The 23,660-nt window shown below is 42.5% G+C and carries 20 protein-coding genes; 8 read left to right on the top strand and 12 right to left on the bottom strand.

Features of this window, described 5'->3' with window-relative positions; all coding sequences use genetic code 11:
• Positions 1–27: 27 nt before the first annotated feature.
• The 3 genes from DC487_RS16930 to DC487_RS16920 are packed head-to-tail and all read right to left on the bottom strand — an operon-like array spanning position 28 to position 3,175.
• A complete protein-coding gene (locus DC487_RS16930; RefSeq protein ID WP_116777161.1) occupies positions 28–1,767 on the bottom strand; it encodes a M61 family metallopeptidase in 1,740 nt (579 codons plus the stop codon).
• Between the two features lie 27 nt (positions 1,768–1,794).
• Positions 1,795–2,295 carry a dihydrofolate reductase gene (locus DC487_RS16925; protein WP_116777160.1) on the bottom strand — a complete coding sequence of 167 codons (501 nt, stop codon included), beginning with the start codon at positions 2,293–2,295 and terminating at the stop codon, positions 1,795–1,797.
• Between the two features lie 58 nt (positions 2,296–2,353).
• Positions 2,354–3,175, bottom strand: coding sequence for a thymidylate synthase (locus DC487_RS16920; RefSeq protein ID WP_116777191.1), 822 nt, complete (start codon positions 3,173–3,175; stop codon positions 2,354–2,356).
• A 263-nt stretch (positions 3,176–3,438) separates the two neighbouring features.
• On the opposite strand from DC487_RS16920, the gene mtaB reads away from it, so the two are divergent.
• On the top strand, positions 3,439–4,758 hold the full coding sequence (mtaB, locus tag DC487_RS16915; protein WP_165799124.1) for a tRNA (N(6)-L-threonylcarbamoyladenosine(37)-C(2))-methylthiotransferase MtaB: 1,320 nt from the start codon (positions 3,439–3,441) through the stop codon (positions 4,756–4,758).
• A 55-nt stretch (positions 4,759–4,813) separates the two neighbouring features.
• Here mtaB and DC487_RS16910 read toward each other — a convergent pair whose 3' ends face one another.
• The 5 genes from DC487_RS16910 to DC487_RS16890 form a co-directional block, all read right to left on the bottom strand.
• Positions 4,814–5,350, bottom strand: coding sequence for a hypothetical protein (locus DC487_RS16910; protein ID WP_116777158.1), 537 nt, complete (start codon positions 5,348–5,350; stop codon positions 4,814–4,816).
• An 18-nt stretch (positions 5,351–5,368) separates the two neighbouring features.
• On the bottom strand, positions 5,369–6,052 hold the full coding sequence (locus DC487_RS16905) for a hypothetical protein (protein ID WP_116777157.1): 684 nt from the start codon (positions 6,050–6,052) through the stop codon (positions 5,369–5,371).
• 22 nt (positions 6,053–6,074) lie between these two features.
• The gene (locus DC487_RS16900) at positions 6,075–6,623 is read right to left on the bottom strand and encodes a hypothetical protein (protein ID WP_116777156.1); all 549 of its coding nucleotides are present in this window, start codon (positions 6,621–6,623) and stop codon (positions 6,075–6,077) included.
• A 9-nt stretch (positions 6,624–6,632) separates the two neighbouring features.
• Positions 6,633–7,040, bottom strand: coding sequence for a DUF3592 domain-containing protein (locus tag DC487_RS16895; RefSeq protein WP_165799122.1), 408 nt, complete (start codon positions 7,038–7,040; stop codon positions 6,633–6,635).
• 151 nt (positions 7,041–7,191) lie between these two features.
• Positions 7,192–7,518: a DUF4870 domain-containing protein gene (locus DC487_RS16890; protein WP_116777190.1), complete on the bottom strand. Its 327-nt coding sequence runs from the start codon at positions 7,516–7,518 to the stop codon at positions 7,192–7,194.
• 232 nt (positions 7,519–7,750) lie between these two features.
• Here DC487_RS16890 and DC487_RS16885 point away from each other — a divergent pair, with 232 nt between their 5' ends.
• Entirely contained in the window at positions 7,751–9,550 is a 1,800-nt protein-coding gene (locus tag DC487_RS16885) for a hypothetical protein (RefSeq protein ID WP_133228679.1), read from the top strand.
• 234 nt (positions 9,551–9,784) lie between these two features.
• Positions 9,785–12,949, top strand: a complete 3,165-nt coding sequence (locus DC487_RS16880) for a TonB-dependent receptor (RefSeq protein ID WP_116777153.1) — start codon at positions 9,785–9,787, stop codon at positions 12,947–12,949.
• A 63-nt stretch (positions 12,950–13,012) separates the two neighbouring features.
• Here DC487_RS16880 and DC487_RS16875 read toward each other — a convergent pair whose 3' ends face one another.
• A complete protein-coding gene (locus tag DC487_RS16875; RefSeq protein WP_116777152.1) occupies positions 13,013–13,915 on the bottom strand; it encodes an EamA family transporter in 903 nt (300 codons plus the stop codon).
• A gap of 75 nt (positions 13,916–13,990) precedes the next feature.
• On the opposite strand from DC487_RS16875, the gene DC487_RS16870 reads away from it, so the two are divergent.
• From DC487_RS16870 to DC487_RS16860, 3 genes are all read left to right on the top strand, one after another.
• The gene (locus DC487_RS16870) at positions 13,991–14,623 is read left to right on the top strand and encodes a C40 family peptidase (RefSeq protein ID WP_239016417.1); all 633 of its coding nucleotides are present in this window, start codon (positions 13,991–13,993) and stop codon (positions 14,621–14,623) included.
• An 83-nt stretch (positions 14,624–14,706) separates the two neighbouring features.
• Positions 14,707–15,201, top strand: a complete 495-nt coding sequence (locus DC487_RS16865) for a hypothetical protein (RefSeq protein WP_239016416.1) — start codon at positions 14,707–14,709, stop codon at positions 15,199–15,201.
• A 235-nt stretch (positions 15,202–15,436) separates the two neighbouring features.
• Positions 15,437–17,287, top strand: a complete 1,851-nt coding sequence (locus tag DC487_RS16860) for a DNA polymerase III subunit gamma/tau (protein WP_116777150.1) — start codon at positions 15,437–15,439, stop codon at positions 17,285–17,287.
• 5 nt (positions 17,288–17,292) lie between these two features.
• Here DC487_RS16860 and DC487_RS16855 read toward each other — a convergent pair whose 3' ends face one another.
• From DC487_RS16855 to ubiE, 3 genes are read right to left on the bottom strand one after another with little or no spacing between them, the layout of a single operon-like run.
• On the bottom strand, positions 17,293–17,742 hold the full coding sequence (locus DC487_RS16855; RefSeq protein WP_116777149.1) for a GatB/YqeY domain-containing protein: 450 nt from the start codon (positions 17,740–17,742) through the stop codon (positions 17,293–17,295).
• A 7-nt stretch (positions 17,743–17,749) separates the two neighbouring features.
• On the bottom strand, positions 17,750–18,511 hold the full coding sequence (locus tag DC487_RS16850; RefSeq protein ID WP_116777148.1) for an SDR family NAD(P)-dependent oxidoreductase: 762 nt from the start codon (positions 18,509–18,511) through the stop codon (positions 17,750–17,752).
• A 1-nt stretch (position 18,512) separates the two neighbouring features.
• Entirely contained in the window at positions 18,513–19,250 is a 738-nt protein-coding gene (gene ubiE / locus DC487_RS16845) for a bifunctional demethylmenaquinone methyltransferase/2-methoxy-6-polyprenyl-1,4-benzoquinol methylase UbiE (RefSeq protein ID WP_116777147.1), read from the bottom strand.
• A gap of 394 nt (positions 19,251–19,644) precedes the next feature.
• Here ubiE and dnaB point away from each other — a divergent pair, with 394 nt between their 5' ends.
• Together dnaB and DC487_RS16835 are read left to right on the top strand one after the other, a co-directional pair.
• Positions 19,645–21,237: a replicative DNA helicase gene (dnaB, locus tag DC487_RS16840; RefSeq protein WP_116777146.1), complete on the top strand. Its 1,593-nt coding sequence runs from the start codon at positions 19,645–19,647 to the stop codon at positions 21,235–21,237.
• A gap of 112 nt (positions 21,238–21,349) precedes the next feature.
• Positions 21,350–23,614 (top strand): ATP-dependent helicase, encoded by a 2,265-nt coding sequence (locus DC487_RS16835; protein ID WP_116777145.1) that lies wholly within the window; start codon positions 21,350–21,352, stop codon positions 23,612–23,614.
• Positions 23,615–23,660: the final 46 nt, after the last annotated feature.

Genomic DNA, 23,660 nt, shown 5'->3' with positions numbered 1-23,660 from the left:
AAGCAATCTAAAAGCGATCTGCCTGGTTTAGCGCTTCAACCAAATTCTGCCTAATTTTTGTTCCAAATCCGAAGTGTTCTCGCGTCTTTGCACCACAAGCGATTTTTTATCGCTGTAACCCAGCGGCGTGCTAATGGTTCGAATAATACCATCGCGTGCGATCAAGACATCTATAGACTGTCCCAGCGATCCCTGTTGGATAGCTATTTCCAATTCTCTTCCAGCGGGATCCATACGAACACCGTTAATTCCTAAAATCTCGTCGTTTACATTTAGTCCAGCCTTCCAAGCGGTGGAATTCCGATCCACTCCCTTGATATATATACGTGTATCGTTATTTACCGTGCGGATACCCAAGCTGAGCGTTTTGTTGTCGGCTAATTGATCGATCAGTTCGTAACCGACGCGATTGAAATAACTATTATAATCCAGTTCTTCTGTAGTGTATACTGCTTCAAATATTTCAGATAAATCCACGCCAGAAACTTCTTCCGCTAAGTCTTGGAATTCTTTTTCTTCAAATCCGCGTTGTTCTTTCAGATAAAAGTGATTGTAAGCGGCCTTTAATACATCGTCTAACCGCTTTTCGCCGCTAGTTTCTGCAATGATTTTTAAATCCATCGCGACAGCTAACATCGCACCTTTATTGTAGTACGAAATGCTGGTGTTGGCCGAGTTTTCATCGGGACGGTACTGTTTAATCCACGTGTCAAAACTCGATTGACCGACGGATTGTATCTCGTAGCCTGGGCGATTGTAGACTAGATTAAACTCTTGCGCCAGCATCTGCAAATAATCTGCCTCATCGCGGAATGCACATCGATACGTGATCAAATTATCATAGTAGGACGTAAAGCCTTCCATGATCCAAAGCAGTGCCGTATAGTTCTCGTTTTCGTAGTCGAAAGGTCCGAGTGGCGCTGGACGCAATCTTTTCACATGCCACAAGTGGAAGTATTCGTGCGCGACCAAGCTCAAAAAGTTGTTGTACGAAGCCGTTTGCGTATAACCATTACGGCTCGCGCCGAGCACGGTAGAATTAAGGTGCTCTAAACCGCCTGCACCTTGCTGATAATTGTGTGTGATAAACACGTAGCGATCATTGGGATTGGATCCCCAGATGCGTGTTTCTTCAGCCACGATTTTTTGAATATCAGCAGCAAGCTGGTCTTTGTTATAATTGCCGCCGCCGACCATCGCAAATTCATGCGGTATTCCTGCTGCTTCAAACGACCAGACATCTTGATTTCCGATTTCGATCGGTGAATCAAATAGGATGTCGAAGTTCTCAGCTTCATATCTATGCTGCTCGATTTCAGGCAAACCTGTCGAGATAGTTGACCAATTTTCTGGTAACTCGACCTGCACCGTACAAGGAAGATCTAAGTGACCATCTACGAACAGAAATGTGCCCGCAGGGCTGATGAATGCATGTGTATCATCAATGAAGTTCGTGCGCACCGACGTTTCAAAACCATATACGCGATAGCGTACAATCGTATCTTTTTGCTGATGATAGACGCGCCAAGTATTTTTGCTAATCTTCTCTTGTTGCAACAATTTTCCATTATCCTGCTCCGCAGAAAAAGACTCGACATGACGTGCAAACTCCCTTACTAAATAAGATCCCGGTGTCCACACGGGCATTTTTAAATCAATAAAATCAGCTTCGAAGCCTTGTAGGGAAAGGCTGACTTCCACATAATGTGCTTGTGGTTCTGTGAATGATAGGGTATAGGAGATCGTCGGTGTGGTCTGTTTGCTCATGGATTGTGATAAGGAGAAATAAATAACTTAGGCTTCGATGCGTTCGTATACTTCGAAAGTAAACGCGAAAGCATGTTTTTCGTCGCTTTCATGTCGCTTCGAATCGGTCAATTTCCATTGCGATTCGTCGAACTCAGGAAAATACGCGTCGCCATCTATGGTGGTATGTACACGTGTCAACAAGATTTTGTGTGCATACGGAAGCGCTTGTTTGTATATTTCGGCTCCGCCGATAATAAAAATCTCCCGCTCATCACGGCAGTATGTAAATACCTCGTTTAGCGAGTTGGCTACATCGACATCTTCCGCCGACCATTTCTGATTGCGCGTAATTACGATGTTGCGACGATCTGGCAATGCTTTGCCCATCGAATCAAAAGTCTTGCGACCCATCACCACCGAATGCTCTTTGGTCGTATTTTTAAAATAGCGAAAATCATCTGGTAAGTGCCAAGCGAGATCGTTGTTCTTTCCAATGACATTGTTTTCTGATGCTGCTGCTATCAGTGTGATCGTGATATTATTCATGCTTTATAATGATAGCGTAACCGGAATCACGCTATGGTGAATGCTTTATGTGGACTAACTAAACAGCAACGGGTGCCTTAATATGTGGGTGAAACGTATAATCCTCCAACTCAAAATCTTCGAATTTGAAATCAAAGATATCCTTAACATCGGGATTGATCTTCATCGTCGGCATCGGTTTTGGATCTCGTGAAAGCTGCAATTCTGTCTGCTCAAAATGATTACTATAGATATGCGCATCGCCTAGCGTGTGGATAAACTCTGCCGCTTCCATATCACAAACCTGCGCCACCATCATCGTTAGCAAAGCATAAGATGCAATATTAAACGGAACACCCAAGAAAATATCAGCACTACGTTGATACAACTGACAAGACAATTGTGGTTTCAAGATACCTTTTTCGGGTTGCGCTGGTGCGACGTAAAATTGAAAGAAAGCATGGCAGGGTGGAAGTGCCATATTGCCGATTTCGGCGACATTCCAAGCCGACACGATGATTCTTCGCGAATCAGGTGTGTTTTTCAACTGATTGATAATTTGTGCAATCTGATCAATATGTTGCCCATCTGGCGTAGGCCAAGAGCGCCATTGCGAGCCATAAACTGGACCTAAATTCCCATTTTCATCGGCCCACTCATCCCAAATGCTAACCCCATTTTCTTTCAAATAGCTGATGTTGGTATCTCCTTTTAAGAACCAGATCAACTCATGGATAATGGATCGCATGTGTAACTTTTTGGTGGTGACCAATGGAAAGCCAGCTTTCAGGTCGAAACGCATTTGATAGCCAAATACGCTGCGCGTACCTGTTCCCGTACGATCTGTCTTTTCGGTGCCGGTGCGGTATACATGATCCAATAGATCCAGATATTGCTTCATATTCTTATTTCTGTCGTAGTTTAAAAAACGATGTTTCCCCTGCTCATTGGTTATGACGGTCAAACCTCGCGCATGCTGCATAATGGTGGTATTGGAAACCACTATCTGCGAAGATAACGGTTTTTAGTATCATGCAGAGATCATATTTTTTCCACAAAGCACATTTCGAGCATTTTGTGTATTTTTGCAAAATGAAAAGCAGGTATTTGACGAACGCGTCAGATATCGATGCGTAGAAGAGTAAGCACATGGATGAGATGACAATGAACAAGAAGGTGGCGTTTTACACGCTAGGATGTAAACTGAATTTTTCGGAAACTTCTTCTATTGGACGCTTATTCAAGGATGCTGGCTATGATACTACGCCGTTCAACAGTCAGGCAGATGTCTACGTCATCAATACCTGTTCAGTAACCGATAATGCGGATAAAAAATGCCGTAAAGTCGTCAAAGAAGCCTTAAAACATTCTCCTAACGCTTACATCACGATCGTAGGCTGCTATGCGCAACTTAAACCCAAAGAAATTTCTGAAATTCCGGGCGTAGATATGGTGTTGGGCGCAGCCGAAAAGTTCAATATCATAGAGCATATCAATGATTTGACCAAGCAGGAAAAAGCCGTTGTACACAATGCGCCGATTGCGGAGACGCAACAATTCGTATCTGCTTTTTCTATTGGCGATCGTACCCGTACTTTTTTGAAAGTGCAAGACGGCTGTGATTATTCCTGTACATTCTGTACGATTCCATTAGCGCGTGGCGCCAGTCGTTCAGGAAGTATTCCTGATTTGGTGCAGCAAGCAGCCGATATCGCCGCTTCTGGCGTGAAGGAAATCGTATTGACCGGTGTGAATATTGGTGATTACGGTATTCGTGATGGCAAACGTCAGGATAAGTTTCTGGATTTAGTGAAAGCCTTGGATGAAGTGCAAGGAATTGATCGAATTCGCATATCTTCTATTGAGCCGAACTTGCTTTCTAATGAAATTATCGAATTTGTAGCGCAATCTCAACGTTTTGTGCCGCATTTTCATATGCCCTTGCAGTCGGGCAACAATAAAACCTTGGCGGCTATGCGTCGTCGTTACAAACGCGAATTGTACGCAGAGCGTGTGGCAAAGATCAAATCTCTGATGCCCAATTGCTGCATCGGGGTGGATGTGATTGTTGGGTTCCCTGGCGAAACTCGGGAAGATTTCCTCGACACGTATAACTTCCTCAATGAGTTGGATGTATCTTATCTGCACGTATTTACCTATTCTGAGCGCGAGAATACGATTGCCGCGCAAATGGAAGGTGCAGTTCCCGGAGCGCAACGTAGCGATAGAAGTAAAATGCTACATATCTTATCTGAGAAGAAACGCCGCGCATTCTACGAATCGCAGGTAGATGCCATTGGCGATGTGCTTTTCGAAGGCGATGAGAAAGAAGGCTATATGCATGGTTTCTCCAAAAACTATGTGAAAGTCCGCACACCTTACGATCCACTACTCGTGAATGAAATTGTTCCGGTACGTTTTACTAGCGTAACGGATTCTGGTGAGATGGATATGGAAGAACTTCCGGAGTTGCTCGCACATTAAGAGCGTAAATAGATCCAATCATATTTTAGTACAAGCACCACCCAAGGTTGAGATTCTACCAAATCTTAGCTTTTGGCAGCGCATAATACGCCGTGTCAATCGTTTCCTGCCAAGGTGATTGGTGAAAATGCCAGCAATTTTCAATACCATCCAAATACCTAGCAATGCTCATTTTTCCCCAAGCATAGCCCACTTTATATTCTTTTCCTTCGTAACATATTGTACCAAATAGTACAGGCTGTGAAAATCCAGAAACACCATTGGTATATTGAATCGCCTGCTCTATCTTCCAACTCGTACCTTTTGGAAATGTCCTAATCTTTTCCAGATCGCTACTTTCCAGCTGTTGAGCTACGGATTCCCACGTGGGATGTAGGCTATCCACTAGTACGAAAGGATATTTTCTGTTTTCGTAAGCAGGAAGTTTTTCCTTAAATAGAGTCGTTTCACGATTCAAAGTGACGGATTTACCGATCCATTCTGGAAAAGGCGCATGCTCGGCGATCGAAGTCGTTTTTGTTTTTACCGTTGCATAGATTATAAACAGTACCAAGCCCAGCGCTCCGATCAATATCAGCGTTATTTTACCCATTAATTTTGTACTACTTTATTATTGCTTATCGGTAATAGAGATTTCCATTTTACCATCCACACTTTTCATCGTGATGAGATAGCTCGCTTGCTCAGTAATTTTGACAGGAGTTCCTTCTGATTCAAAGTCCGTACTGTTCAATGCTTCTTTTGGTTTGTGCGTGATGCTCATGTCGGTTGATTTGGCGATATGATACACGTCGCCATCCACATCGATCACTTTAAACCAGCCAAACCCCATGCCAGAAGCAATATGATCGCTTGGCTCTTTGAAAGCTTCAAACCTGCCGAAATACAGATCGCCAACGACGGGTTTTTGCTCCATTGCCACACTTTCTGCAGATTTAGGGACTGGTGGCTTTACGGCTTGATACGCAATTAGTCCAAAAGCGGTCACTACTAATGCGACGAATAACCATCCGACAATAGTGAGTTTAAAAATAGAGGCAGGCTTCGGCGCTTGTGCAATTTTTTGCGAGGCAAAGGCTTTCATCTCGGGTGTCCAGAGACGGCGTGCGATCTTTTTCCGTTCGGTATTATCCCAGAATTCAGCAAATGCTTTTTTAGAGTGCACCGTGAATAATGCCGTCTTCGACTGTGTACGATACAAGCCCATCACCATCGGATTAGATGGGTTTTTGGGGTTCTGTATGTCATTTATATCGTAAGCAGCTAGTTCTAATTTGTTGATAACGAAAATCATAGGCTATATGTTGAGGTAGGGTCTAGTCTTCGAATTGCTGGCTAAGTTTCTCTACAGCATGGTCAAGATCCCGGTTAGCTTCGGTTAAGAATTCAGGCGGGATCTCATCCGTGTTATGGCTATGGTGGAGTCGAAACTGGTTTTCAGTAAGCGTGAGGTATGCCATCACTGAAGTAGCTCCCCAGTAATAACTATAAATGATTGCCGCGCCTTTATTATTTGGATCCTGATAGCTCATCATATTTTGCAGCAACGAGAGCATAGGTAATATCTCCCAATAGTTTTCACTAAAGAATACGGAGATAAATGTCCAGCATTGTGTGGTATTATCGTAATGTTCGGTTGAAAGAAAGCTCTTGTCTTCCATTAATTCGTCAAATACAGCTCGATTGGTTGCAAAGCGATAGTACGGGATATGTGTTAAGGGTTCCTTGTTATACATTTCTCGACTGTCCCACCAAGATTGCCAATTTCTGTCTAGAATAACTGGTATAGGATCTGCCTCGAAAAACTGTTGTAATTTAGCTTCGCTAATTTCTAATTTCAGATATAATGAACTGTTTTCTGACATAATTTCCGTTTAAATAAAGCCCCATTTAAATAAAAAGTAACCTGCGCCAATAATCAAAATTGGTAAACTGAATATGAGTAAAATAATCGTCCCTAGATACACTCCCCAGTAAGAAAGGATGCGTACATCTTGGTGATTGTTCGGTCTATAAACAATCTGCACCTGCTCGCCAATATCATACGAAGGTGGGTTTGCACGCATATTAGGCATGTATTTTTTGGTTTCACCGGCTACCTGATATTCCAACATGGGCGAGTACATAACCGATTTATTATCGTCAGATTCTATTCCGACATTGTCAATTACTGTAGCTGTGGTTTTGATGCCCTTGGCCACAAATTCGCGCGATGATATAAATAGTTTTATACCCAATGCCAGTAGCACTACGCCGAGCAATGCTAAAATTCCGTGTATCATTACGGCCATTTTCATCTCCTTTATTTGCGATTGCTAGTTTGCTTTATGTAGGTCGAAATTCTTTGTCGATCGCACAATAACTATAGCTTCAGCACCATATCTGAAGATGGCATCTAGACTATAGTTATGCGCAATCAGCAGGTAGACCTTATTAATAGTCGATAAAATCGAATTTATCTTCAAAATATTTTCCAATGAAAGGCAAAGGTTTTTTTACTTCATTCGCTGCCGCGATAATTCCCAACACCATCCAAATCAAAAATATAATGCCTGTAATACCCAGTAAGAATGTGACGGATGGAATGATGGATACGATGATACCTGCAATGGTATGAAACAGGATCGCCAAAATTAGTAATCCCAATCCCTGCCTTAGGTGATATGTACTGAGATCATTGCGCTGATCGTTGCCCATAAAAAATGCCACCAACCATAAAATGCCCAAGTAGCTTAAAATTGATTGTACTTTCGCTGTCATTATAATGCGTCTTTTGTCTATTTCAAAGATCATGAGATATCGACTAATTTCCAATGATCTATGCAAGACAAAACATATACAAATGGTCGGCTTGTATATACATTATATCTACATGTTTGTTTAAACTATTTATTTTTAGTTGTTTGTTTATTGTAGTGTGGATGCGTCTGGTGAATAGCTATTGGATCAGTGTCGTTTTTTGTACTTTGTAGAAAATTGTAAAGAGATACCTATGAAGTTTACACCTATTTTGTGTTTCGTAATGATGGTGTGGTGTGCTGGCACAGTGCGAGCACACCACATTCAAGTTAGTACGCAAAAGATATTGGATCAAGTTGAGCAATTTCAATTGCAGAATCGAGCCAAGGAGGCTATCAAGGTCTTGGATGATGGTATTCGTTCTACAACAGCACCTTTGGATTTAGCTTATATGTATGCTTATCAAAGTAGCATCTATACGTTGAAAGACAGTCTGCTGCTAGCCAAAAATCTGACGGATCTAAGTTTGGAAAATGCGGAGAAGTCTAAGCAACCCACAGCTCTGGCCGTAGCTTACCGAGCCAAAGCTTTTTTGAACAATGCACTCAATCTGCCTGACGAGGTCGTTAAGTGTGCATTGTATGGATTACAAAAGGTCGAAAATAAGGAGGAGGATCTCGTGACCAAATATCACTTGAATTATCTATTGTATGGGGCTTACAGTAAGTGGGAAGATAGCGAGAAAATGGAATACTACATCCGCAGTGCGAATCGCTACGCGATAGCAGTAAAAAGTCCCAATTTGCAGGCTAACGTCAATAATGGCTTGTCTAGCATGTACCTAGCTAGATTTCGTAAAGGGAAGGAAAAAAGTTTGCTGGATAGCAGTTTTCATTATCTGAACAAATCGTATGCTTTACTCCAAACAAATGCGGAAAGAATCAGCGTAAACACCTATGTGATTACCTGTATCAATCTAGCCAATTATTATTTAGAATACGCTGAAGATGCTTGGTCATCCCGTCGGGAGAAAGCGTTTGAGTACCTTGCTCTTGCAGAGCAAAAATTGGCCAATAACGATGTGTTTTCCGAAAATTGGGGTAATATCTTTGGTATCAAAAGTGGCTTCGCAAAGCAAAATGGGGATTTGAATCTGGCCGAGCAATATCTTTTACAAGGTTTGAGCCGACTGATGGGGGCAAAAGGTAATTCGAGAATAGAATACGCTATAAATCGCGATTTGGCCAACATTGCATTGCAAAAGAATGATCTGAAAGCGGCATTAACGTATCAGCAAAGAGCAGAAGATCTGTTAAAGAAATCATTCAACGAACAACAACTCTTTAATGCGCAGAAGCTTGAAGTGCAATACGAAATGGCGAAGAAAGACCGTGAGCTAGAGCAATCGAGAGAAAGAGAAAGTTTTCGTCGGAAGCAGAACTATTTGTATGGTGGCATCGCGCTTGCGCTACTGTTTGGGTTAGTATTCCTGTTTATTTCTTACCATTTCCGGCTGCGGTATGCGATGGCGCGCGAAAAGCAACTGGCACAGGAAAAAGAAGATCAAGCGCAGCAGGCCGCTATGCATATGATGCTAGAGAAGGAAGAACAGGCACGTTTGAAGGTGGAACAGGAACTATTGGATCTTAGAAGGCTGCAATTAGAGAAAGAAGCATTAGCCAACTCGCTACTTATCGAACGAAAAAACGATACCCTGAAGCAGATCCAGGATAAGATTAATAATGGCGAAGCCACTCATATTCAAAAGTTGATTAAAGAAGAAATGCTATTGCAAACGGATTTTGAGGATATCAAAATGCAGATACAGGAGCTACATCCCAATTTCTTTAATCGCTTAAATGAACGATCTATTCAGAAATTGACCTCGCTAGATTTGAAATACTGCACCTATCTCTATCTGAAGATGACTACCAAGCAGATTGCGCAAGCATTACATGTAGAACCTCAAAGCGTCCGGATGTTCAAATACCGATTAAAACAAAAGTTTGGTTTGAAGAAAGAGGATGATTTAGAAGGCTTCTTAGAAAGTTAATGTAATTTTATCATATTGCTGCAATTTTCTCATGTTGGTAAATTATTACATAATGCGTTTTTGAGAAACTATTTCTGTGTTTAAAGATGATTTGAGCGAGAATATAATAGCTCATGATTTTCGGTTATAACGCCATATTTCATAATATTATCTTAATATGAGGTTGTTTTTCACGTAACGATACAGAAGTATTTTTGCTCATAATTAATCAGCACTATACTTACTTATTGTTTTATGAAAAAAACAGCTACTAATTACGCATTTTGCATTTTCTATTTGGTTGCTTTACTGTTTGTTACGGGTACAACTGTTTACGGACAAGGTACACAGGCATCCATCACAGGTCGAGTAATAGACGTTGCCGGCACGCCAGTTGCGGGAGCGACAATTCAAGTCCGAAACGAGTCTACTGGTTTTACGACGAGCTCCATAAGTAACGATCGTGGAAATTTTGATATCAAACAATTACCATTAGGCGGTCCTTACGTCGTTACCGCTACGCACTTGAGCAGCGGTGAAGGCGCCGTAACTGGTATTCAGCTCAATCAAGGTGATGTGGCGCGTATTGAAATCGAAGTCGTTTCTCGCACTTCTAGCTTAGATGTGGTCGAAGTAAATGCATCCGGATTAGTGAATACCAAAGATTATTTGGGTGCTGCTACGGCGTTCTCCTCTAAAGTGATTCGCTCTTTACCTGTTAACGGACGTAATTTTACTTCCTTGACCGAGCTTTCTCCGTTAGCTACTGCAGGTGGTTCTATTTCCGGACAATTAGCTTCTTCGACCAACTTCACGATTGACGGTATGAGTGCGAAGAATCCGACATCGGCTGGATCAACCACCGCTAGAAGTGGTGCACCTTATTCCTTGTCGATGGAAGCCGTTCGTGAATTTAAAGTCGTTACCAACCAATACGATGTTACTTTTGGTCGCAGTGGCGGTGGTACCGTAAGTGCGGTGACCAAAGCGGGAACCAATACGCTAACTGGATCGGCTTTTATGTTTGGGCGAACCGATTGGTCTAGTAGTAAATATGACATTGCCGGCAATCCACGTTTAGGAAGTTACGGAACCTACCAGTACGGATTTTCGTTGGGTGGGCCGATCATAAAAGATAAACTTCACTTCTTCGCCGTGTGGGATCGTCAACAAGACAACCGTGCTTTGCTCATCGCCGATTTAAGGGGAGATTTGAATCAGCAAGTTTTTGGAATCAATGAAACCACACTTAATCGTTACCTTGATATCGCCAGAAATCGCTATGGCGTGTCCGATCAGCCGCAGACTGGTGCCATTGATAAGAAACGTACGTCTGATGTGGGCTTCTTGAGATTAGATTGGCAGATCAATGATAAAAACTTATTGACCGTGCGCAACAACTTTACCTACGATTACAATCCACTCGGGTTGGCGGACAATACCAGTATCAATCTCTTAGAATCGTATGGAACAGATAAAAACGTAGATAATAATTTTCTAGCTACGCTGAGAACTTCTATTTCACCAAGATTAACCAACGAGCTAAAACTACAATACCTATATCTATATCAAAATAGTACGCAAGGCGATCAGATTGCTCCTGGGTATATTCCGAGAGCGATTGTGGAAGGAGTAGAGTCTACGATTGAAGGTGGTACTTTGCGAACCAATTTGCAATTGGGCGGTCATCGCTTTGGGCAAGAGAACTTCCGCAATCATGTGGTCCAGTTGATGAATAATGTTTATTACGATACCGACTGGGCAAAATATGTTTTCGGAGTAGATTTGATGACGACTACTTCTAAATCAGTATACGGTTCAGAGGTAAACGGGCGTTTTCATTTTTCTGGTTTGGACAACTTAGAGCAAGGTAATGCTTATAGATACTACCGCGAAGTGCCATTAAAAGATGACGTAGCGGTACGCGGAACGATCGCAAATTTGGGGCTTTATGGGCAGTTGCGTAAAGATATTGGACCAGGTATGGAAATTACTGCTGGTCTTCGATTCGATTATGCTGGTTATCCTAAAGCGCAGTACAACGCTTTAGTGGATCAACAACTCGGGATTCGTACCGATAATAAATTAGGAACCTTTATCGTACAACCTCGCTTGCAATTTAACTGGGATATCAATCAGAATGGTACAGATATCATTCGTGCGGGAGCAGGTATTTTTGCGTCAGATATCAATAACTACATGATCATTAATAACCTGACCTTTGATGGGTCCAACTTCTCCACAGTAGATGTGCGTGGCGATGCGGTTCCAACAGTTGATTTTAATGCTTATCGTGAAGATATGAGTAACATTCCAACAGTATTGGATCGCGGAGTGCCTACGATAAATTATACAGGAGAAAATGCGGCGGTACCAACTGTGTATAAAGCTAACTTGTCGTATACCCGTTTTATCACCGATCGCTTTAAAGTGAGTGCGACAGGATACATGACGCTTGGTCGCAATAACTATACGTACATCGATCGTAATATGGTGGCAGATCCTTTCTTCCGCTTGGCGAATGAAGGAAATCGTGCTGTATTTGTTCCTGAAAATACTATTCCAAGCAACGGACAGCCGGATTGGCAGCAAGGTCGAATCTCGGATCAACTTGGTCGTGTTTTAGAGCTTACGAGCATAGGTAAAGTGAATAACTATGCCGTTGTACTAGATGGTACATACAATTATTTTAAAGATGGTACGATTACCGTAAGCTATACTTGGAATGATACCAAAGATAATACTTCATTTAACGGCAACGTAGCTAATTCAGCCACTTTATCACAAGCAATAGTTAATGATCCACGCGATCTAAGTATGGTGACGTACTCTTCCAACCAATTTCGTCACAAATTAGTGGCATATGGAAATCTGCCAACATTTTACGGTGTGCAGGTTGGTGTGAGGTATACAGGAATTGGCGGAACTAGATATAGTTTGCTAGCTGGAGCTAATACTAACGGTGATTTTGGCGGTGCAGCGAACAAATTGGCATATATTTTCGATTACACAAATCCTAATACTCCACAAAACATTCGTACTGGTTTACAAGCTATCTTGGATAATCCGGAAGCTAGTCAGAGTATGAAAAATTATATCGAGGAATACAAAGGGACTTTTGCGGAGCGCAATGGCGGGATCAACGGATTTTATGGTACAGTAGACGTTCGTCTTGCGACAAATATCAAGCTTTTCCGGTCACACAGTGTGGAAATATCTGGTGAGATCTTCAATTTTATGAATATGTTGAATAAAGAATGGGGCGTGATGAAAAACTTTGGATCACAAGCGCTATATGCTTTACCAGCCGCAAATGCGTTTACCGACGGACAGTTTAATTACAATGTTAATAGTCTTGGTCGTGTAGCACCTTCGGGCAACCCATTCCAAATTCAATTTGGTATGCGATACGCTTTTTAATAAAATACCACAAACCAATTTCATAGCAGATACCTACTATGAATCAATAGTACAGCTCCGACACTAAATCGTCGGAGCTTTTTTGGGCTTCCGCAACTGGATGATCACAATGACCGCTAAGATAAAGACCAGACCAAACCATTGCCCACCAGACACATATTCTCCTAATATTAAGTGCGACATAGAGACCGCGACGGGCAATTCTACCGCACTTAAAATGCTTCCCAATGAATAACCCGTTTTAGGCATTCCGTAAGCAAATAATAAGGGCGGTATTACCGTACCAAACAAAGCTAACAGAAGTCCGTAGGGCAATAAGCGATACATAGTTTCTAACGACAACAATCCTACTGGTCGCAACAAAACTAGAATAAGCACCAATGCACCTGTGATCATCAGAGCACTTTTTAACACGGTTGGATAATCATTCCCAATTCTACCATTGAGCATAATGAATAGCGAATAAGCCGTAGCTGCGCCAAAACCATAAAGCAATCCTTCTGCGGACAAAGTCGGTACTTCCTCTTCGAGCAAACCGGTGGAGAATATCGTGCCTACGATAATGAGCACACATCCAATTAATTGTATTTGGCTAGGAGCTTTTTTAAATAATAACCATTCTAAGATGGCGCCAATCCAAATATATTGCATCAACAAGATGATCGCGATCGAGGCTGGCACAAGTTGTACACATTGATAGTAGAGTACACTGACCAAGCCTGAACTCAGTCCAGCTGCAAACAAAAGCCATTTGGGATCTTTGCGAATTGTAATCTGCTTTGGAGCTTTGCCTATTTGCGAAATAGCATATACCAACCACAAAAAAACAACCCCAAAGAGTGCTTGAGAGCCTGTTACTTCACCCAGCGTAAATCCAGCTTTATACGCTTTTTTCACAAAAGTAGATAGCACACCAAAACTTGCTGCTCCAAAAAATACGGCCAATGATCCTTTTAATTTTTCCATTATCTGGCAAAAGTAAATAACAATTGTGGAAAAAAGTGCTTTGCTTTTTCGTGTCACGAAAATACATTTGTAAATATGACAAAGAGCATGTTACAACTTACTTCTTACAAGGTATATCATCTCGTATTTATCCTTTGCGGTGCACTACTATTAGGATCATGTGGCGTGCGCAAAAAGACTAATACTAATTATCGTTACGGAAAACTTGAAAGTAGCAAACATCGGAATACATCAAAAGTTCCTGTATCTGATGCCAGTAAAGCACGCTCGATTTCTTATTCAGGCAATAAACTCGATAATTACGCACAATTACTAGGCGTAAATAGTCGCGATATCTCTAAAAGCAGCGATTTATACCTTTTCATCGACGATTGGATGGGTACGCCACATCGGATGGGCGGATTGGATCGTAATGGAATGGATTGCTCTGCCTTTGTCGGTTTATTGTATCGAGAAGTTTTCAGCCAAGACCTACCACGCACCTCCAGAGATATGGCAGATAATGTCAAACGGAAATATGAAAACCAACTGCGAGAAGGTGATCTCGTATTTTTCTCCTTTGGTGGGCGCAATATCGACCATGTTGGGATCTATTTGCATAATGGTAAGTTCGTCCATGTATCTACAAAAAAAGGCGTCATTATCTCTGATCTGAAAGATACCTGGTATTACCGCTATTTCAAACGAGCAGGTAGCCCAAAAACTTAGTCAGCAAATCGTCTCTTTCTACACTTCCAGTCGGAAAGTGTGTATAAATGCGTACTTTTGTGCGCACTTTACATTTAAACATTATGTCTGACAGAGGAAAACGCATTTTTCTCGGAATTTGTATCATCGTTCCATTCTTTATTTACTGTTTTTACTATTATTCTGCGATGGTGAAAAATGCACCGTTTCGCTTTGCCGACTTCCAAGCCATTGAGCTGACCTACGGTACGCCCGATTCGTTGCAAAACCACTTCAGCTCTACAACGAATCTTTACCAGTTTGAGCGTAAAAATGGAACGGTAGCACTAGATACGGTAAAGTTGCGTGACAATGACTTGTTATATCTACACCGCAAAGCACAAGAGCTAGGCTTTTGGAATGTAGATAATGATATGACTACTCCACAGGCAGATCGTGAGCCTACTGCCGCTCGCTTCGTGCTGAAGTTTACCTATAAGGAAAAATCCAAAGAAGTAACTTTGGATACCGATTATCCAGGCAATCCAAAAATGAAAGAAGCCGCAAAGACCACCATTGATGAGGTCATGAAAATGATTGCCGAGGCACAGGCTCGTTGATCGGCTACAAAAAATTATTATCATAACGCATGGATAACACAGACTTCAAACGACGCGATTATCTTTGAGCAAGTAGATTATTTGTTTTATATACTTGTGTTTAGTTAGTTACAGGTCTGTTGCGAAACATGCCACTGAGTTATCAGAAAGCCATCCCCTAAGGTGGCTTTTTTTGTGCCCTTTTTTTGGGGTGCTCATATTGCGTAGGGTCGAATATTTCCGTAACTTCGTTGCAATGGACAATTTTATTGTTTCTGCCCGAAAATACCGCCCAGTCACCTTTGATTCGGTCGTAGGGCAGTCGCACATCACCAATACGCTGAAGAACGCAATACACAACAATCAGTTGGCGCAAGCATTCTTATTTTGTGGTCCCCGCGGTGTGGGAAAGACCACCTGTGCACGTATTTTGGCGAAGACAATAAATTGTGAACAGATCTCCGAAAATACTGAAGCCTGTGGCGAATGCAATAGCTGTCGCTCTTTCCAGAATGGCAATTCGTTCAGTATTCACGAGTTAGATGCCGCTTCTAACAATTCGGTAGAGGATATTCGCTCGCTAATTGACCAAGTTCGCATCCCACCACAAACCGGTAAATACAAGATCTACATCATAGATGAGGTGCACATGCTATCGCAGCAAGCCTTCAATGCTTTTCTAAAGACATTGGAAGAACCGCCAAGTTATGCGATCTTCATCTTGGCGACCACGGAGAAGCACAAAATCCTTCCGACGATTTTATCGCGTTGTCAGATCTTTGATTTCAACCGCATTCAAGTGGAAGATATGGCCAATCACTTGGCTAGAATCGCTAAGAATGAAGGCATCAGCTATGAGAATGATGGTCTGCATGTGATTGCGCAAAAAGCCGACGGTGGATTGCGAGATGCACTATCGATGTTCGATCAAATTGTAAGTTTCTCCAACAAGGAAGTTACGTACAAAGCAGTAATCGACAATCTCAACATTCTGGATTACGATTACTACTTCGATTTATTACAATACATCGTGCAACAGGATGCTGCGCAAGCTTTGTTGGTGTTCGATAAGGTATTGACCAATGGATTTGATGGCGGACATTTTATTGCCGGTCTATCGGCACATTTGCGCAATTTATTGGTTGCCAAAGAACCCGCTACGCTGAAATTATTAGAGGTAGGGGAGAATATTCGGAAGAAATATCTGGAACAATCCCAACAGCTGAATAGCGGCTTGCTATTGTCGGCCATGAATATCGCTAACCAATGCGAGATCAATTACCGAACTAGCAAAAATCATCGGCTTCAAGTAGAGCTTGCTCTACTGAAAATGTGCCACATCGCTACCGCGATTCGAATGAGCCTCACAGAAACATCAACGGAAGTTGATGTAAAAAAAAAACTAACGGATAAACCGGCTGATGCGGTCAACACTGCTTCTGTGACAAATAGTCGAGAAACGGAAACGATTGCTAAACCAAGTCCACAGTCGACTTCTGCCAACCCTGCTCCGGCTGCAGCGAATCCAGTTGCAGCATCAGTGACTGAAACGATTGGATCAAATTCTAATACAATAACTTCGGGAAATAATCCATCGGTAGCCCGAGAAGCGGAGGTAAAACCAACGCCTTCCAGAGGATGGGGAGCGATGCCCGCGAAAAAGCTCTTGCCGGATCTCAATACCATTCTCGACCAGAAAGACGAAGAAGAGCAGGAGAATGAACTGCTGCAAGGTTCTGAATTTGCGGAGGTGGAAACCGAAGATTTCTTAAAAAAATGGAATGCTTACGCTGAATTCGTGAAGCAGGAAAATAAAATCACGCTATATACCATCATGTCGTCTAGCACTCCAGTGCTGAAAGATAATATCATCGAGGTGGAAGTAGAAAATATGGTGCAGATGGAAGAGATGAAGCTCGGAAAGGTCGATATCCTAAACCATTTGCGCGTGCAGCTGCGTAATTACGCGTTGGAAATCCGAGAAGTCGTGATCGAGAAAACGAAAGTTCGTAAACCATATACTTCTCAAGAAAAATATCAAGCGATGGTCTCCAAAAACCCAGCTTTGGAGACCCTTAGAAAGAAATTCAATCTAGGCTTGAGCTAGCCATATTACGCTAGAATAGCTTTTACCACTTGTGATATCGTGCTACCATCCGCTTTGCCAGCCAAACGTTGATTGGCCAAGCCCATTACTTTACCCATATCTTTTATAGAAGAAGCGCCAGTCTCTGCAACGATTTCTTTCACGATTGCTTCGATCTCGCTTTGATCCAATTGTTTTGGCAAATAAGCTTCGATGACCTCCTTTTCCTCGATCTCTACTTGGTACAAGTCTTCGCGGTTCTGCGTTTTGTAGATCTCAGCAGATTCTTTGCGTTGCTTTACCAATTTCTGCAATACTTTGATTTCGGCATCTTCCGAAATATCTTCTACGTGTGTTTTCTCGGTTTTAGCTAACAAGATGGCCGATTTAATGGCGCGCAAACCTCTTAATTTAACATTGTCTTTGGCGATCATAGCCGCCTTGATATCTTGATTAATCGTTTGTTCTAAAGACATATTCTATTTATTTTCTATTAACAATAGTACCGGTGGCTTGCGCCGTCGGCATGATGAGTAGATCATTGATATTGATGTGAGCACGACGAGAAAGTACAAAAGCAATCACTTCGGCAATATCCTGTCCACTGAGTGCATCCACACCTTTGTATACTGCTTTTGCTCGATCGGTGTCGCCATGGAAACGTACTTCCGAAAACTCCGTTTCTACCATACCCGGATGGATCGCTGATACACGAATTCCTTTTTCCAGCAAATCGATTCGCATCGCTTTGTTCAAGGCGTCCACCGCATGTTTGGTCGCGCAATACACATTTCCGTTTGGATATACCTCTTTGCCAGCAATCGATCCGATGTTGATGATGTGTGCGTTTTTACTGCTCTCCATGAGCGGAATCACCGCTCGGCTTACGTATAAAAGACCTTTGATGTTCGTATCGATCATCGTATCCCAATCGCTGAGTTTGCCGCTTTGAATAGGATCCAAACCTTGGCTTAAGCCAGCATTATTGATCAAAACATCGATTTGTTGCCATGCTTCTGGTAAAGCCGTCATCGCTTGTTGCACCGCGTCTGCATCGCGTACATCCAATGTGAACGTATATATTTCTGTTTCCGGAAGATCTTGCAAAATTTCATTTTTAAGGGCTTCCAGTCGTTCTGTACGGCGGGCACAAAGTGCCAAGCGATATCCTTCTTTAGCCAATACTAATGCACAAGCTTGGCCAATACCTGAACTTGCTCCAGTGATAAGTACCGTTCTATTCATATTATTTGGTGGCTTCGTAAATGGTGCAAAATCCAAAAGTTTGTGGTCGAACTTTTGTTTCCTTAAATCCGGCTGTTTGCATCATCTTCGCAAACACAGCGCCACTTGGAAATTGAGCCACTGACTCCGGCAAATAACTATAGGCGCGTTTATCTTTAGAAATCAGTCTGCCCATTGCTGGCGTAAATTTATGAAAGTAAAAATGAAACAACTGCTTGATCGGAAAGGCCGTCGGATTGGAAAGTTCTAATACAATGGCTTTGCCGCCAGGACGGATCACACGATGAATCTCGTTTAAGCCTTGTTGCAGGTTCTCGAAGTTACGAACACCAAACGCCACAGTGACAGCATCAAAATGCCCTTCGGCGAACGGAAGGTTTTCCGAATCGGCGAGCATGACCTCAATCTGATCCGTCAATTCTTTTTTCTTAATCTTTTCTTTGGCCACCTCCAGCATGCCTTCAGAAATGTCGATCCCAGTGATTTTTTTAGTATTCAATAGTCTGACCGATTCGATCGCAAAATCACCTGTACCTGTAGCAACGTCTAGAATGTGCTGCGGCTTTATGGTGCGCAATGATCGAATTGCTTTGCGACGCCAAATGATATCGATGCCCATCGTCATGAAACGATTAAGCATATCGTAAGTAGCCGAAATGTTGTTAAACATATCAGCTACTTGTTCCTTTTTATTGCCGTCTACAGAATAGGGTTTTACTGTTGAATTAGGAGCTGTCATACGCACAAAGATACAATAAAGCGGTCGGAGAAGGCTTGCTATTTATGTAAAAAAATATAGCTCCCGCAAAGGGGCAAAATTTGAAAAAGTGGGAATATTTTAAATCACTACAAATAGCTTATCCACAATGTCGATGTGAATTCAACATGTTTTTACAAAGTTTATTGTCAGATTGTTATGTATGTTATTAACATCGTGCTAAATTTGTTTGTGGAATACATAGGTGTCGTATTGTACGCTAAATAGATCGTCAGCGCGTTTAATAAAAAAGAGTGTTTAAAACTAAAATGATGCGTCGTAGCTATTTTTGTTACTTTTGCTATCCCGTTATTGTTTGCTGCAAAGCGGTAGCAGGGAATGTGTGAAAAACTCCTCAAAAATCCATTATATCTATATGTCACAACAGAGCGAAAATAATACTAATGATTTCGGAAAATCCGGGAAGGCTAATCTGAACAGAAAGCGGGCAAGCGTTAGTAGCTTGATCGGCGGTCTGGGCAAGTTGCCGCCTCAAGCCCCAGATCTGGAAGAAGCAGTATTAGGCGCGCTGATGTTAGAAAAAAATGCGCTGAGTGAAGTGATTGACATCCTAAAACCGGAGTCATTCTACAAAGAAGCACACCAAAAAATCTTTCAGGCAATTTACAATCTATTTCAGAAAACATCTCCGATAGATTTGTTGACCGTGACCACCGAATTGCGCCAGATGGGTGCTTTGGAGATGGTCGGCGGCGCCTATTATATTACGCAATTGACCGATCGCGTCGTTTCTGCGGCCAATATCGAGTTTCACGCCCGTATTATCTCGCAGAAATACATTCAGCGTGAATTGATTCAGGTATCTACCGAGATTATCAATGCCTCATATGACGAGACCAGCGATATCTTCGATTTGCTAGATCATGCGGAGAAGAGCCTTTTCGATATCGCGCAAAACAACTTGCGTCGTGATTCGCGGAAGATGGATGATATCATGCGCGAAGCGATTAATGCGTTAGAATTATTACGTGATCGTACCGACGGATTAACCGGTATTCCTAGCGGATTAACGGCCTTAGATCGCATGACATCGGGCTGGCAACCTTCTGATTTAGTGATTATTGCAGCTCGTCCAGCGATGGGAAAGACGGCTTTCGTACTTTCTGTAGCACGGAATGCGGCGGTGGATCATCAGCGTCCAGTAGCGGTATTCTCTCTAGAGATGTCGTCGGTGCAGTTGGTGAATCGTTTGATTGCGGGTGAAACGGAAATTGAACAAGAAAAACTAAAAAAAGGAAATCTAGCCGATCATGAATGGCAACAGTTACATTCTCGCATCGGCCGGTTAACTGAAGCGCCGCTTATTATTGATGATACACCGGCACTAAATGTATTTGAGTTTCGGGCAAAATGTCGCCGTCTAAAAGCACAACACGATATCCAAATGGTGATTGTGGATTATTTGCAGCTAATGCATGGCAAGAGCGAAGGCAAAGGCGGCGGAAACCGCGAGCAGGAAATTGGTAGTATTTCCCGAGCGCTGAAATCTGTAGCCAAGGAATTAAATGTGCCCGTCTTGGCATTATCACAGTTAAGTCGTGCGGTAGAATCCAGACCAGGGAATAGTAAAAGACCGATGCTTTCCGATTTGCGTGAATCTGGATCTATTGAGCAGGATGCCGATATGGTATTGTTCTTATATCGCCCAGAATATTACGGTATGACGGAAGATGAAGAAGGTCGCCCGACAGCTGGTGTAGGTGAGGTAATTATTGCAAAACACCGTAATGGTGAAACCGGAATTGTGCCACTGAAGTTCGTTGGTAAATATGTGAAGTTCGTCGATCTTGAAGACGATTTTTATGGCATGGAAGGTGGCAAGGATGATGGTTTTGGCGCCTTCGGTGGTCCACCATCACCATCTGCGATGGCACCATCCGATAGTTTTGGAGGTGGCATTACGATGCCATCTCGTATGAATGATATGCCAGACGACGCACCGTTTTAGGTTTTTCTAAACAAGCATCCGCTCGCGCGGATGCAGGCTAGGCTTGTTGCCGGATTTTTCTTAGTTTTACATCTTGGTTTCATTACTTTTTATCAATTAAAAGGAAGTTATTTTGGATTATTTAGCGGGGCTCAACCCCTCTCAACGTGGTGCTGTAGAACAAACTCAGGGTCCAGTTATGATTGTAGCGGGTGCCGGATCTGGCAAAACTCGCGTTATTACGTATCGTGTAGCTCACTTGATCCGTCAAGGAGTCGATCCATTCAATATTTTGGTGTTGACCTTTACCAACAAGGCGGCCAAAGAGATGCGTGAACGGATTATGAAAGTCGTTGGTTCAGAAGCGAAAAATATATGGATGGGTACATTTCACTCGGTATTTGCACGCATTTTGCGTTCGGAAGCCGAATTGATTGGCTATCCACGCAATTTCACGATTTACGATACCGACGATACCAAAAGTTTATTGCGCGCTATTCTCCGAGAAATGAACTTGGATGATAAGCTTTATAATGCAAATCACGTTTACGGTCGGATTTCTTCGGCTAAAAACAATCTAATTTCTCCGCAGGAATACAATAAAAATGAAGCCATTATGGCTGAAGATCGCGCCAATGGCCGTCCGCAGTTGGGCGAAATTTATATGACCTACGCGCAGCGCTGTTACCGTGCTGGAGCGATGGATTTTGATGATTTGTTGTTCAAAACCAATGTGTTGCTCAACAAACATCCCGATACCTTGCATAAATACCAACATCAGTTCAAATACTTGATGGTTGATGAGTACCAGGATACCAACTTTTCACAATACCTTATTGTGAAGCGTCTGGCGGCTGTACACGAAAATATCTGCGTAGTAGGGGATGATGCACAAAGTATTTATGCTTTTCGCGGAGCGAATATTCAAAACATTCTAAATTTTCAGAAAGATTATCCGGACGTACAAGTGTTCAAATTAGAGCAAAATTACCGTTCGACCAAGATGATCGTGAATGCCGCAAATAGCATCATCGCCAACAATAAAAATCAGTTGGAGAAGAATGTATTTTCGGATAATGAGGATGGCGAAAAGATTAAGGTGAGCCGCGCTTTTTCGGACAATGAAGAAGGGAAAATCGTGGCCGAAGCCATTCTACAAGAGAAATCATTAAAAAGCTTGGTGTATAAGGATTTTGCTATTCTATACCGTACTAATGCCCAATCCAGATCGCTGGAGGAAGCATTGCGCAAGCTGAACGTACCTTATAAATTGTACGGCGGTACGTCATTCTACCAACGTAAGGAGATCAAAGATCTAATTTCCTATTTCCGACTTACTTTCAATCCTAATGATGAGGAAGCGCTAAAGCGCGTGATCAATTATCCGCGCCGAGGAATAGGCGATACCACGATTGAGAAGTTGATGGTCGCAGCAGATCAAAATAATTACCGCCTGTGGGATGTGCTGGCGAATGCAGGTAGTATATTGGATGGACGAAGTGCGACAGCGGTGGTCAATTTCGCGACGATGATTCAAAGTTTTCAGGCGGTCGCCAAAAATCAATCTGCATTTGATACGGCGATGCACATCGCGCAACATTCGGGATTACTGAAAAGCCTGTACGAGGACAAATCGGTAGAAGGACTGAGCCGCTACGAGAACATTCAGGAATTGTTGAACGGTATCAAGGAATTTTCGGAAAGAGAAGATCTGGAAGAAAAAGGGCTCGATATCTTCTTGCAAGATGTGGCTTTACTTACCAACGATGATAAAGACAAAGATCCCAATGCCGATACGGTATCGTTGATGACGATTCACGCTTCCAAAGGTTTGGAGTTTAATACCGTATTTATTGTGGGCATGGAAGAAAACCTTTTTCCATCTCAACTGTCTCTCAATTCGAGGTCGGAATTAGAAGAAGAGCGTCGTTTGTTTTATGTAGCGGTAACGCGTGCGGAGAAAAAATTGCATATATCGTATGCAACTTCGCGCTATCGTTGGGGCTCGTTAAACAACTGTGAACCGAGTCGTTTTTTAGATGAATTGGCGCCAGCATGTTTGGAGTTAGATTTCAAACCACGTGTACCAGCCCAGCAGGAAAGTGGTTTTTCATCCGAGCGGATGGCATGGCAACGCGAAGAATCGTTTAGCAAGCCGAAGCCGAAAATAGTGAAGACAACCTCAATCTTGCCTAAGGCACACGTGCCGACAGCAGGCTTTGCTCCATCGGATACCAGCGGACTGCAAGTCGGTATGGAAGTCGAGCATGAACGCTTCGGTTTTGGCAAAGTCGTTAACTTAGAAGGTAACCGACCTGACATAAAAGCAACTATTTTTTTCAAAGAGTTGGGACAGAAGCAATTGTTGCTTAAATTTGCTAAGCTTCGAATTGTATAAAAAAGCACAATTAAAAAGATTTAACGACGTCATTAGCTTCATAATC

The sequence above is a fragment of the Sphingobacterium corticibacter genome (genome assembly GCF_003076635.1).
Classification (GTDB): Bacteria; Bacteroidota; Bacteroidia; order Sphingobacteriales; family Sphingobacteriaceae; genus Sphingobacterium; species Sphingobacterium corticibacter.
The sequence above is the reverse complement of the archived record's forward strand: the minus strand, read 5'-3'. Positions and strand labels throughout refer to the sequence as shown.

Coding starts and splice junctions, on each gene's coding strand:
- DC487_RS16930 (WP_116777161.1), bottom strand. CDS start 1,767: ATGAGCAAACAGACCACACCGACGATCTCCTATACCCTATCATTCACA.
- DC487_RS16925 (WP_116777160.1), bottom strand. CDS start 2,295: ATGAATAATATCACGATCACACTGATAGCAGCAGCATCAGAAAACAAT.
- DC487_RS16920 (WP_116777191.1), bottom strand. CDS start 3,175: ATGAAGCAATATCTGGATCTATTGGATCATGTATACCGCACCGGCACC.
- mtaB (WP_165799124.1), top strand. CDS start 3,439: ATGAACAAGAAGGTGGCGTTTTACACGCTAGGATGTAAACTGAATTTT.
- DC487_RS16910 (WP_116777158.1), bottom strand. CDS start 5,350: ATGGGTAAAATAACGCTGATATTGATCGGAGCGCTGGGCTTGGTACTG.
- DC487_RS16905 (WP_116777157.1), bottom strand. CDS start 6,052: ATGATTTTCGTTATCAACAAATTAGAACTAGCTGCTTACGATATAAAT.
- DC487_RS16900 (WP_116777156.1), bottom strand. CDS start 6,623: ATGTCAGAAAACAGTTCATTATATCTGAAATTAGAAATTAGCGAAGCT.
- DC487_RS16895 (WP_165799122.1), bottom strand. CDS start 7,040: ATGATACACGGAATTTTAGCATTGCTCGGCGTAGTGCTACTGGCATTG.
- DC487_RS16890 (WP_116777190.1), bottom strand. CDS start 7,518: ATGACAGCGAAAGTACAATCAATTTTAAGCTACTTGGGCATTTTATGG.
- DC487_RS16885 (WP_133228679.1), top strand. CDS start 7,751: ATGAAGTTTACACCTATTTTGTGTTTCGTAATGATGGTGTGGTGTGCT.
- DC487_RS16880 (WP_116777153.1), top strand. CDS start 9,785: ATGAAAAAAACAGCTACTAATTACGCATTTTGCATTTTCTATTTGGTT.
- DC487_RS16875 (WP_116777152.1), bottom strand. CDS start 13,915: ATGGAAAAATTAAAAGGATCATTGGCCGTATTTTTTGGAGCAGCAAGT.
- DC487_RS16870 (WP_239016417.1), top strand. CDS start 13,991: ATGACAAAGAGCATGTTACAACTTACTTCTTACAAGGTATATCATCTC.
- DC487_RS16865 (WP_239016416.1), top strand. CDS start 14,707: ATGTCTGACAGAGGAAAACGCATTTTTCTCGGAATTTGTATCATCGTT.
- DC487_RS16860 (WP_116777150.1), top strand. CDS start 15,437: ATGGACAATTTTATTGTTTCTGCCCGAAAATACCGCCCAGTCACCTTT.
- DC487_RS16855 (WP_116777149.1), bottom strand. CDS start 17,742: ATGTCTTTAGAACAAACGATTAATCAAGATATCAAGGCGGCTATGATC.
- DC487_RS16850 (WP_116777148.1), bottom strand. CDS start 18,511: ATGAATAGAACGGTACTTATCACTGGAGCAAGTTCAGGTATTGGCCAA.
- ubiE (WP_116777147.1), bottom strand. CDS start 19,250: ATGACAGCTCCTAATTCAACAGTAAAACCCTATTCTGTAGACGGCAAT.
- dnaB (WP_116777146.1), top strand. CDS start 19,645: ATGTCACAACAGAGCGAAAATAATACTAATGATTTCGGAAAATCCGGG.